7 protein-coding genes and 1 pseudogene are annotated in these 11,341 nt (G+C 74.2%); 5 read left to right on the top strand and 3 right to left on the bottom strand.

Annotation, left to right across the window (positions count from 1 at the left end; genetic code table 11):
* Nucleotides 1-113 precede the first annotated feature (113 nt).
* Both AC1MIR_RS18735 and AC1MIR_RS18730 read right to left on the bottom strand, forming a co-directional pair.
* Complete coding sequence (locus AC1MIR_RS18735) at nucleotides 114-1,706, bottom strand: ABC transporter substrate-binding protein (RefSeq protein WP_480029705.1); 1,593 nt, start codon at nucleotides 1,704-1,706, stop codon at nucleotides 114-116.
* A gap of 68 nt (nucleotides 1,707-1,774) precedes the next feature.
* Nucleotides 1,775-3,577 (bottom strand): AI-2E family transporter, encoded by a 1,803-nt coding sequence (locus AC1MIR_RS18730; RefSeq protein ID WP_480029704.1) that lies wholly within the window; start codon nucleotides 3,575-3,577, stop codon nucleotides 1,775-1,777.
* A 119-nt stretch (nucleotides 3,578-3,696) separates the two neighbouring features.
* Here AC1MIR_RS18730 and AC1MIR_RS18725 point away from each other — a divergent pair, with 119 nt between their 5' ends.
* Together AC1MIR_RS18725 and AC1MIR_RS18720 are read left to right on the top strand one after the other, a co-directional pair.
* Nucleotides 3,697-6,261 carry an ATP-binding protein gene (locus AC1MIR_RS18725; protein WP_480029703.1) on the top strand — a complete coding sequence of 855 codons (2,565 nt, stop codon included), beginning with the start codon at nucleotides 3,697-3,699 and terminating at the stop codon, nucleotides 6,259-6,261.
* Nucleotides 6,258-6,650, top strand: a complete 393-nt coding sequence (locus AC1MIR_RS18720) for a response regulator (RefSeq protein ID WP_480029702.1) — start codon at nucleotides 6,258-6,260, stop codon at nucleotides 6,648-6,650. Before AC1MIR_RS18725 ends, AC1MIR_RS18720 begins: the two co-directional genes overlap by 4 nt.
* Here the strand turns inward: AC1MIR_RS18720 and AC1MIR_RS18715 are convergent, their stop codons facing one another.
* On the bottom strand, nucleotides 6,651-8,090 hold the full coding sequence (locus AC1MIR_RS18715) for a protein adenylyltransferase SelO (RefSeq protein ID WP_480029701.1): 1,440 nt from the start codon (nucleotides 8,088-8,090) through the stop codon (nucleotides 6,651-6,653).
* A gap of 194 nt (nucleotides 8,091-8,284) precedes the next feature.
* Here AC1MIR_RS18715 and AC1MIR_RS18710 point away from each other — a divergent pair.
* The 3 genes and pseudogenes from AC1MIR_RS18710 to AC1MIR_RS18700 all read left to right on the top strand — a co-directional run.
* Nucleotides 8,285-9,433 (top strand): annotated as a pseudogene (locus AC1MIR_RS18710) (gamma-glutamyltransferase family protein); the annotation flags it as partial.
* Between the two features lie 357 nt (nucleotides 9,434-9,790).
* Complete coding sequence (locus AC1MIR_RS18705; RefSeq protein ID WP_480030224.1) at nucleotides 9,791-10,762, top strand: RluA family pseudouridine synthase; 972 nt, start codon at nucleotides 9,791-9,793, stop codon at nucleotides 10,760-10,762.
* Between the two features lie 69 nt (nucleotides 10,763-10,831).
* Nucleotides 10,832-11,341: AsmA family protein (locus AC1MIR_RS18700; protein WP_480029700.1), on the top strand; the 510-nt coding region annotated here is incomplete at its 3' end.

The following is an 11,341-nucleotide window of genomic DNA, read 5'->3' as shown; positions in this document are numbered from 1 at the left end:
GGCCGGCTCCCGCCCCGGCCCCGGCTTCCCTTGTCAGGGGGGGGCGGGCCTCACCCCCCCGGCCCCCCCCCGCCGCGGGGGGGGGCCCCTGCGTCAGGCGCGGCGCGCTGCGCTCAGTTCCCGCGCATCCGCACGTTGCGCAGCTCCAGGTCCTCCTGCACGCGCAGCGTGAAGTCGGCCACGGTGTCGCGCACGGCGAAGATCTGCGGCTCCTGGTGCAGCGGGATCTGCGGCACGAGGTCGCGGTAGCGGGTCCAGTATTCGGCGGCCAGCTGCTGCCGGCGCGGATTGTCGAGCGCCAGCGTGCCGATCTCGGCCGCCAGCGCGTTCATCCGGTCGTCGTTGAACTTGCCCCAGTTGAAGCTGCCCGCGCCCAGCAGCTCGCGCGCCGGGTTGGTCATGTCGAAATTGCCGGGCGTCCAGCCGAGCAGCCAGAACTGGTACTCGTTGTTCGCGCCGCCCTGCAGGAAGCGGCCGAAGGGAACGGCGTTCAGCCGCGCCTGGATGCCCGCGCGCTGCAGCATCGCGGTCGCCGCCTGGCAGATCGCCTCGTCGTTCACGTAGCGGTTGTTCGGGCAGTTGAGCGTGATACGGAAGCCGTTCGGGTAGCCGGCCTCGGCCAGAAGGCGCTTCGCCGCGTCGGCGTCGAAGGGCAGGCGCTCGGCCAGCGCGGCGACATGGCCGCCGACCGCGGGCGCGATCGGCAGGCCCGACGCGGTGGTGGAGTTGCGCAGGATCACGCGGGTGATCGTGTTCATGTCGATCGCCTGGTACATCGCGCGCCGCACGCGCACGTCCTGCAGCGGGTTCGGCTTGCCCGGCTCGTCCAGGCTTTCCGGCCGCGCCACGTCGAAGGCGAAGTAGATGGTGCGCGCGGTCGGGCCCGTGACCAGCCGGATGCCCTGGGTCTGCTGCACGCGCGGCATGTCCTGCAGCGGCACGTGGTACATCACGTCGAGCTCGCGCGAGAGCAGCGCGGCGACGCGCGTGGGCGCGGAGGCGATCGGGCGGAACACGGCGCGGGTGATGCCGGTGTTCATCTGCGCCGCGCCCCAGTAGGTCGGGTTCGGCACCAGCACGGTGCGCTCGTCGGCCAGGCGCTCCACCAGGCGGAAGGGGCCGGTGCCGTTGGTGTTGAGCTGCGGGAAGGCGGTGGCCGCGCCCGCCTGGCCGGCGCGCGCGACGCTCATCGCGTTGTTCGCCTCGACCCAGGCCTTCGACATCACGAAGAACAGCGTCAGGTCCTGCAGCAGGATCGGGCTCGGGCCGCGCGTCTCCATCTCCACCGTGTGGTCGTCCACGGCGGTCACGCGGGTCACCGACTGCAGCACATAGGCCATGTCGTTCTGCCGCACGCGCTCGGCCGACATCACCACATCGGCGGCGGTCAGCGGGGTGCCGTCATGGAAGGTGACGCCGCGGCGCAGGTGGAAGCGCCAGGTGGTCGGGCTCGGCGTCTCCCACCGCTCGGCCAGCGCCGGGGCCAGCGTGCCGTCCGCCTGGCGACGCACCAGCGGCTCGTAGATGTTGCTCTTCATGGCGTTGGTGACGCCATGGTTGTTGGCATGCGGATCGAGGCCGAGGATGTCGTTGGCCGTGGCCCAGGTGAAGGTGGTGGCGCCGGCGGGCGCGGCCGCCAGGCCCGCCCACAGGGCCAGCGCGCAGGCGGTCGCCCGCAGCGCGGCGCGAGTTCCGAGCTTGTGCATGGTGCGTATTGCCTCCCGGGAGAAAAAGGGGGCCGGACAATGCGGCGCGGCCCGCGGGCTGTCCAGGGTCACCCCGCCGCGAGCGGGAGGGGGGAGGGCGCGGGCTGGTCGGCCGCCGCCTGGCAGAAGGCGACGACCTCGCCGAGGGAGGTGGCGATCACCGCCGCCGCCCCCTTCTCCTGCCGCAGTTCGGCGAGCGTCGCGCTGTCGGCGGGCGCGTGCCACAGCGCGACCAGCACGGGCACGCCCGGCAGGCGCCGCGCCACGCGGCGCAGGAAGTAGCGCACCGCGGCCGCGCTGCTGCCGGCCTCCAGCACGCAGAGGCAGCAGAGGCGGATGCGGGCGGGATCGGGGACCAGGTCTTGCGCGCCTTCCAGCGCCGCGCTCGGCAGCGAGACGGCGCCGAACCCGCCATGCGCCAGCCCCTGCGCGGCGATGGCGGCCGAGAGGTCGTCCAGCCGGCCCCGCGCGGGAACGCACAGCACCGCGCCATCCGCCGTCCAGCCCGGTGGAAGGGCGTCGGCTTCCACGGCCGGCGGCGTCTCGGACATCTCGTCCAGCAGCGTCTCGACCTGCTGGCGGATGATCGCCAGCCGCTCCGGCGGCATCACCTCGCGCGACCAGTCGGCTTCCGCCAGCGCCAGGCCGCGCAGCGCCACCTCGTCGTGCCAGGCGGCAAGCGTGCGGCCCTCGCCGAGAGCGGCCTTGGCCTGCTGCACGAGCGCATCCGCGTCGCCATCCAGCGCGCGCTGATAGAAGCTCTCCTCCGGGCGCAGCGGCGGCCGGTCGCCCAGCATCACCTCGAGGAACTCCAGCCGCGGCACGTGCCGGCCGAGCACCACGAGACCGACCGTCAGCGGCGTGGCCAGCAGCAGGCCGATCGGCCCCCACATGAAGGTCCAGAAGGTGGCGGCCACGATCACCGAGACCGGCGAGAGGCCGGCGCTGCGCCCGAACACCAGCGGCTCGAACAGCTGGCCCATCAGCGGCTCCGCCAGCGCGAACAGCCCCAGCACCGCGAGCGCCATGCCCCATCCCGGGTCCGCCGCCATCGCCACCAGCACCGGCGGGATGACCGCGATGGGCGTGCCGATGAAGGGCACGAAGCGCATCAGCCCGGCCAGGATTCCCCACAGCGGCGCGCCCGGCAGGCCGATGAGCCAGAGCGCGGCGGCCACCGCCGTGCCGAAGGCGGCGTTCAGGATCAGCTGCGCCAGGAACAGCCGCGACAGCCGATAGGCGGCGTCGTCCAGCGCGCCGAGCGTGCGATGCAGGTCCCGCACGCCGGCCAGCCGGATCAGCCGGTCCCGCAAGTCCTCCCGATAGAGCAGGATGAACAGCGCGAAGACCAGCACGAGCCCGATGGTGGCCAGCGGCGCCAGCACCGGTCCGGCCAGCCCGGCCAGCAGCGCGATCGGCGCGGCATCGTCGGTGGTGACCGGCACGGCCTGGGAGGGGGCGGTGCCCACCATCTCCCGCAGCGCGTCCAGCGCGTCCTTCGCGCCCGACAGCAGGTCCGCGATGCGCAGCGCGCTCAGCTTGTCGCGGAAATTGCCGGCGTAGTCGGCAAGGCTGCTGGCCAGGGCGGCGAGCTGGCGCAGCACCACGGTGAACAGCCCGCCCAGCACGCCGACCGCGCCGAGCAGGGTCAGCAGCGCCGCCGGCCCCTCCCCCAGGCCGATCCGGCGCAGCAGCCGCAGCACCGGCGCCAGCACGAAGGCCAGGATGACCGCCAGCGCCAGCGGCACAAGCAGGTCGCGGCCGAGATAGAGGGCGGCGACGACGATCGCCGCCGCGACCAGCGGCGCCACCGCCGCAAGCTGGGTGTTGGCGCGCGGCGCGACGCGCCGCCCGTTGGGGCCGATCTCCAAGATGCGCGATCCTCTCGTCCGACGCTGCGGCCAGGGAACGCTTCGGCTCGCGGGGAGTTCATCGCCATGCGGCGCGGTCCTTCGCATGCGCCGCACCAGGATGGAGGCCGCCGCAGCCCGTGTTCCCCGCCCATGCCGGATCCGCCGCGCCGATCACCCCGGATGGCCTGCTGCCCGGCTGGGCGCGCCGCGCGCCGGGGGTCGCGACGGCGCTGGTGGTGCTGGCGGTCGGCGTCGCCGCATGGGCCTGGACGACGGAAGCGGACAACGCCTGGCCCTATGTCGGTGCGCTCGGCAGCGTCATCGCCGCCTGCGGCGTGCTGGCCGGCCTGGCGCTGGCGCGCCGGCGGGCGGAACGGCGCGCGCAGGCGCTGCTTGGCGGCGTGCTGGAACACGCGCCGATCGGCCTCGGCTTCCTGGACCGGGAGCTGCGGCTGCGCCATGCCAACCGCCATCTCGTCACGCTCTGGGAACGCGCGCTCGGCGTCGAGGCCGGCAGCGACGCCGCACTGCCGGAGGGCGTCAGCGCCCGGATCGGGCCTGAACTGCGCAAGGTGCTGGAGGGCGGGCGGCCGCAGCCCGGCATCGAGGTGACCGTCCGCCCGCCCGGCGGCGACCGCGCCGCGCGGCATTTGCTGCTCGGCGTCTTCCCGCTCGGCGCGGGGCGGGGCGGGCGGCCGGGCGGCGTGGGGCTGGTCGCCTTCGACGACACGCGGCGGCGCCGCGCGGAGGAGCGGCTGCGCCGCAGCGAGGCGCGGCTGCGCACCATCCTGGATGCGATCCCGCAGCTGGCGTGGATGACCGATGCGGCGGGGCGGGTGCGCTGGTGCAACCGTCGTTTCCTCGACTTCACCGGCCTGTCCGCGGAGCAGGCGGTGAGCGATGGCTGGCTCGGCCTGCGCCACCCGGAGCACGCCGCGCGCGTCGCCGAGCGCTTCGCCGCGGCGATCGAGGCCGGCGCGCCCTGGGAGGACACATTCCCGCTGCGCGACAAGGACGGGAACTACCGCTGGTTCCTCTCCCGCGCGCTGCCGCTATTCGAGGATGGCGAGGACGGGGAGGCGACGGAGGGCCCGGGGCGGCCCATCGGCTGGTTCGGCACCAACACCGACATCACCGAGCTGCGCGAGACGGAGGAGGCGTTGGCCGCCGCCAAGGCCGCGGCCGAGGAAGCCAACCGCGCCAAGAGCCGGTTCATCGCGAACATGTCGCATGAGCTGCGCACGCCGCTCTCGGCCGTGATCGGCTACGCCGAGATGCTGGAGGAGGAGGCCGAGGCGATGGACGGCGGCGGCGCGTTCCTCGACGACCTCCGCAAGATCGGCGCCAATGCGCGCCACCTGCTGTCCCTGATCAACGACGTGCTCGACCTGTCCAAGATCGAGGCCGGGCGGATGGAGGTGCAGGCCGAGGATTTCGATGTCTGCGCGCTGGTGCGGGACGTCGCCGGCACGGTGGAGACGCTGGCCGCGAAACGGCAGAACCGCATGACCGTGACCTGCGACGAAGGCTTCGGCACCGCGCATTCCGATCCGGTCAAGATCAGGCAGTGCCTGTTCAACCTGCTCGGCAACGCCGCGAAGTTCACCGAGCGCGGCACCATCGCGCTGCGCGCGCGCAAGGACGGCGAGGCGCTGGTCTTCGAGGTGGAGGACACCGGCATCGGCATGTCGCCGGAACAGGTGGACAGGCTGTTCCGCCGCTTCAGCCAGGCCGATGCCTCGACCACGCGGCGCTTCGGCGGCACCGGCCTCGGCCTGGCGATCACGCGGGCCTTCGCGACCATGCTCGGCGGCGAGATCGGCGTGCGCAGCCAGCCGGGCCAGGGCAGCACCTTCACCCTGCGACTGCCGGCCGACATCCGCGCCGCGCGCGCCGAGCCCGACAACCTTGCCGCCGAAACGCCGGCGGTCGAGCAGGACGGCCATGCCGGGCTGATGCTGGTGATCGACGACGATGCGGCCACGCGCGACCTGGTCTCGCGCTTCCTGCGGCGGGAGGGCTTCGCCGTGCGCTGTGCGGCGGACGGCGCGGAGGGGCTGGCGATGGCGCGGCGGCTGCGGCCGGCGGCCATCCTGCTCGACGTGATGATGCCGCGGATGGATGGCTGGGCGGTGCTGACGGCGCTGAAGGCCGACCGGGATCTGGCCGACACGCCGGTGGTCATGCTGACGGTGGTGCAGGAACGCGGCCTCGCCCTCTCGCTCGGCGCGGCCGACTACCTCAGCAAGCCGGTGCGCTGGGACCGGCTGAAGCGCGTGCTGGACCGCTTCCGCCGCGAGGTCGCGCCGGGCCATGCGCTGCTGCTGGAACCCGACCCGCACGCCGGGGCCGAGCTGCGCGACCTGCTGGAGGCCGAGGGCTGGACGGTGGAGGCGGTGGCGGAGCCGCAGGCCGCGCTGGCGCGGCTGGACGCCCCCCCGATCCCGGCGGTGCTGGTGATCGAGCTGCGGCCGGCGAGCGCCGGCGAGGGTGTTGCGCTGCTGCGCGAGATGCGCCGGCGGCCGATGCTGCGCGATCTGCCGGTGATCGCGATCGCCGAGGGCGGGATGGACGAGGCCGCGCTCTCCGGCCTCGGGCAGGCGGTGCGGACCATCCTGCCCGCCGGCGCCGCGGCGCGCGAACTGGCGAGCGAGTTGAAACGCGTGGCGCCGGCGGCGCCGGGAAGGGAGGACGCACGATGACGCGCATCCTGCTGGTCGAGGACCATGAGGAACTCTGGGACTTCCTTTCGCGGCGCCTGCGCCGGCGCGGCTTCGAGGTCGAGCTGGCGCATGACGGGCAGGAGGGCGTGGACAAGGCCCGCAGCCTGGCGCCGGACGTGATCCTGCTGGACATGAACCTGCCCGTGATGGATGGCTGGACCGCCGCCCGCCTGCTGCGGGAGGACGCGGCGACGCGCCACGTGCCGATCATCGCGCTGACGGCGCATGCCATGTCGGGCGACCGCGGCCGCGTGCTGGAAGCGGGTTGCGACGACTATCACCCCAAGCCGGTGGATTTCCCCACGCTGCTGGAGCAGATCGACGCGGCGCTGCTGCGGCGCGACGAGGCGGAGGAGACGCCCGCCTGATCAAGCCGCCGGCGGCGTCGTGCTGCCGAGCGCGTCTGCCATCTCCGCGATGGCGGCGATCTTGGCGTCGAAGCGCGACCAGTCGTCGGCCTCGGCGATCGGCGCCCAGATCGCCTCGACCTCGTCGATCAGCATGGCGCAGGGCTCCGTCCGCGCGGCGAAATAGGGGTGCCCGACATTGGCGCCGTGCGCAGGCGGGTGGTCCAGGAGCAGGGCGCGCAGCGGCGCGAAGCCGTCTTCCGCATAGGTCGCGGCGATGGGGCTGCGCGCGGCGCGCACGGCGCTGAGCCCGCCGCCGCGCCAGTCGAAGAACACCTGGTCCAGCGGTGCCTGGCTGTCGAGCAGGAACTGGTAGAGCGCGCGCACCAGCGCCGCGTCCCGCTCCTCCCCGGCCGAGGCGAGGCCGAGCCGCCAGAGCACCTTGGCGCGGAATTCCGCATGCAGCGCGTCCTCGAAGGATTCCAGCGCGGCCTGCAGCGGCGCTTCCTCCGCCAGCGGCAGCAGGCAGCCGCCGAGCCGCGCCAGGTTCCACAGCAGCGCCTCCGGCTGGCGGGCCAGGGCGTAGAGGCCGCCATAGTCGAAATAGGCGGCGGTGAAGTCGGGCTTGTAGGTCGGCGCCCAGCGCCAGGGGCCGTAGTCGAAGCTCTCACCCGTGATGTTGGTGTTGTCGGTGTTCAGCACGCCATGGACGAAGCCGGCAGCCATCCACTGCGCGCCCATCCGCGCCACGCGCCGCACCACCGCCTCGAAGAAGGCGACGACCTGCGCGCCGGCGTCGTCGCGCCGCGCTTCCGGGATGTAGTGCGTGCAGCAATGCGCGACGAGGCGCGCGATGGCGTCGTTGTCCTTGTGATAGGCGAGGCGCTGGAAGGTGCCGATGCGGATGTGGGAGTGGCTGAGCCGCACCAGCACCGCGGCGCGGGTGGGCGAGGCCTCGTCGTGGCGTTCCAGCGCCTCCCCGGTCTCGACCAGGCTGAAGGATTTCGAGGTGTAGACGCCCTGCGCCTCGAGCATCTCGGTGGCCAGCACCTCGCGCACCCCGCCCTTCAGCGTCAGGCGGCCATCGGCGCCGCGGTGATAGGGCGTGCGGCCGCTGCCCTTGGTGCCGAGGTCGAGCAGCCGCCCGTCGCGCAGGTCGTGCAGCTGCGCGAACAGGAAGCCGCGGCCATCGCCGAGATCGGGGTTGTAGGAGCGGAACTGGTGGCCGTGGTAGCGCAGCGCCAGCGGCGCTTCGAAGCTGCCGGGCAGCGCTTCGAATTTTCCGAAATGCGCGATCCATTCCTCGTCCGTCAGGCTGTCGAGGCCGACGCGCGCGTCCCAGCGACGGTTGCGCCAGCGCAGCACATGGGCGGGGAAGCGCGCGGCGGCGACAGGGTCGAAGAACGCATCGCCGAGATCGGCATGGGTCGTGGCGGGACGATAGGCTTCGGCAACGGGCATGGGGCTTTCCCGGCAGGCGTTGCAGGGCAGATGGCGCCGCATGGCCCGCGGCTCAACCCGCCCCCCTTCCCGCGCCCGGCCGCTCCGCCCAAACTGCGGCCGCATCGAAGGAGCGCGCCTTGCCCCCAGCCCTGGTCGGCCGCAACGGGTTCCCCCTGGCCCTGGAGAAGCAGCCGGCGCGCGGCGCGCGCGGCGTGGTGTGCAGCAACCATCCGCTGGCCAGCGCGGCGGGCGCGGAGGTGCTGCTGGCCGGCGGCAATGCCGTGGATGCCGCCATCGCCACGCTCTTCGCGCTGACCGTGGTGGAGCCGATGATGGTCGGCCTGACCGGCGGCGGCGTCTGCCACATCCGCATGGCGGATGGCGCGCATGTGGTGCTGGACGGGCTTTCCGCCGCGCCCGCCGCCGCGACGCCGGACATGTACCGCCCCATCCCGGGCTCGCTGCCCGAGGAACGGGAGACCGAGGGCAGGCGCAACGCGATCGGCGCGCTCTCGGTCGCCGTGCCCGCGGCGCTGCGCGGCTGGACGCATGCGTTGGCGCGGCACGGCACATGGCCGCTGGCCGATGTGATGGAGCCGGCGATCCGGCTGGCCACGCGCGGCTTCCGCGTCACGCCCTATCTTTCCGACTGCATCGCGGATGCGGCGGCCGACCTGGCGCGCGATGCCGACCTCGCCGCGCGCTTCCTGCCGGGCGGCGATCGCCTGCCGGCCGGCGCGAAGCTGGTGCAGGGCGCCTATGCCGAGACGTTGCGCGCGGTGGCGCAGGAAGGGCCGGAGCTGCTGCATGGCGGCGCGCTCGGGCGGCTGATCGCGGAGGCGCTGGCGCGACAGGAGGGAATCGTCACGCTGGCCGATCTCGCCGGGGTGCGCACGCTCGAACGCGCGCCGATCCGCGGCACCTATCGCGGCTTCGAGGTGTTCGGCCCCCCGCCCCCGGCCTCGGCCGGCGTACATGTCACGCAGATGCTGAACGTGCTGGAAGGCTTCGACGTCGCGGCGCTCGGCTTCGGCACGGCGAAGGGGCTGCACCTGGTCGCCGAGGTGCTGAAGATGGCCTTCGCCGACCGCGCGGTGGCGACCGCCGATCCCGATTTCGTGCGCGTGCCCGTGGCGATGCTGACCAGCAAGGACTACGCAGATCGGCGCCGCGCGTTGCTTGACATGGGCGCAGCGCAGGCGTGGCAGGCCGATCCGACGCTGGCGGAATCCAACTGCACCACGCATGTGACGGTGGCCGATGCGGCGGGCAACATCGTGGCCACCACGCAGACCATCAACGCGCTGTTCGGCGCGCGCATCGCCGTGCCGGGCACCGGGCTGATCTGCAACAACTACATGCACAATTTCGATCCGCGGCCGGGGGGGGGGGGGGGGGGGGGCGCCCGGGGCGGTGGTGCGCTTCCTGGTCTCGGTGGCCGCGCTTGGCGCGCTCGGGCCGGGCTGGCCCTGGGGCACGCTCGCGGTGAACATCCTGGGCAGCGCCGCCATCGGCTGGGCGGCGGCGGCGGGGCTGGAGGGGCCGGCGCGGCTCCTGCTGGTCACCGGCTTCCTCGGCGGCTTCACCACCTTCTCCGCCTTCAGCCTGGAGACCGCGACCCTGTTCGAACGCGCGCCGGCGCAGGCGGCGCTCTATGTCGCCGCCTCGGTCGGGCTGGGGCTTGCGGCCTTCGCGCTCGCGTGGTGGGGGATGCGCCGATGACCATCCAGCTCCGCAAGGTCGCCGCCGCCGATGGCGAGACGCGCCTCGACCGTTGGTTCCGCCGCCACTACCCCGCGCTGACCCAGGGCGCGCTGCAGAAGATGCTGCGCACCGGCCAGGTCCGCGTGGACGGCAAGCGCGCCGAGGCCAGCACCCGCCTGCTGCCCGGCCAGGAGATCCGCATCCCGCCAATGCCCGACGCGCCGGCGCCGAAGGCCGGCGCGAAGCCGCTCGACCCGCGCGAGGCCAAGGCGCTGGAGGCGATGGTGATCCATCGCGACGACCAGGTGCTGGTGCTGGACAAGCCGCATGGCCTGGCCGTGCAGGGCGGCCCGGGCATCGCGCGGCACCTCGACGGCATGCTGGACGCGCTGCGCTTCGGCGCGCCCGACCGGCCGCGCCTGGTGCATCGCCTGGACCGCGACACCTCCGGCGTGCTGGTCCTCGCGCGCACCCCGGCGGCCGCCGCGCATCTCGCCGCCGCCTTCCGCGGGCGCGACGTGCGCAAGACCTACTGGGCGGTGACCGTGGGCGAGCCGACCCCGCCGGCCGGGCGCATCGACCTGCCGCTGGTGAAGCAGGGCGGCCCGCGCGGCGAGCGCACCGCCCCGGCCGAGGATGGGGAGGGCGCGCGCGCCGTCACCGATTTCCGCATCCTCGACGCCGCGCGCCGCCGCGCCGCCTGGCTGGAGCTGAGCCCGATCACCGGCCGCACCCACCAGCTGCGCGTCCACTGCGCCGAGGCGCTGGGCTGCCCGATCCTCGGCGACGGCAAGTATGGCGGGGCGGCGGCGCATATGGAGGGCCTGCCCGGCCAGCTTCACCTGCACGCCCGCGCGCTCGTCCTGCCGCACCCCGCGGGCGGCACGCTGGAGGTGGCGGCGCCGCTGCCGCCCCATATGAAGGAGACCTTCGCGTTCTTCGGCTTCGAGGCCCCGCGCACGCCGAGGCCGCGCCGCATCGCCTGAGCGCCTTTCGCGGGGCGGCGCCGCCCTTCGCCCCACCCATGCGTTCCCCCCGGGAAGGAGACGCAACGCATGCCCGACCCAACCCCCCCGACCCGCCGCCGCCGGCGCTGGCCCTGGATCCTGCTCGGCGTCGTCGTCGCGATCCCGCTGGCCGGCTTCGTCGGGCTGCGCGTGCTGGTCAGCCCGGAGGCGGTGCGCGCGCGCCTCGTCGCCGCCGTGCAGCAGGCGACCGGGCGGGACTTCGCCATCGGCGCGGTCGAGCTCGGCCTGTCGCGCCGCCCGACGGTCGTGCTGCGCGACGTGGAGCTGGCCAATGCCCCCGGCGGCAGCCGGCCGCAGATGCTGACCGCCGGGCGCGTGGAAGTGCAGGCCGCGCTGCTGCCGCTGCTCTCCCGCCGGGTCGAGATCGCGCGGATCGAGCTCGACCGCCCCGACCTGCTGCTCGAGACCAACGCCGAGGGGCGCGGCAACTGGCAGTTCCAGCCGGGGGCGACCGCCCCGGCGCCCCCGGGCCCGCCCCGCGCGCCCCCCCCCCCCCCCCCCGCCCCGCCCCCCCGCGGCCGCCCCCCCCCGCGGCGC

The organism is Falsiroseomonas sp. RANM36, assembly GCF_056682175.1.
The sequence above is the reverse complement of the archived record's forward strand: the minus strand, read 5'-3'. Positions and strand labels throughout refer to the sequence as shown.

Bases quoted from the DNA above. Each gene is read 5' to 3' on its own strand.
- AC1MIR_RS18720 (WP_480029702.1), top strand. From the start codon at position 6,258: ATGACGCGCATCCTGCTGGTCGAGGACCATGAGGAACTCTGGGACTTC.
- AC1MIR_RS18715 (WP_480029701.1), bottom strand. From the start codon at position 8,090: ATGCCCGTTGCCGAAGCCTATCGTCCCGCCACGACCCATGCCGATCTC.
- AC1MIR_RS18735 (WP_480029705.1), bottom strand. From the start codon at position 1,706: ATGCACAAGCTCGGAACTCGCGCCGCGCTGCGGGCGACCGCCTGCGCG.
- AC1MIR_RS18705 (WP_480030224.1), top strand. From the start codon at position 9,791: ATGACCATCCAGCTCCGCAAGGTCGCCGCCGCCGATGGCGAGACGCGC.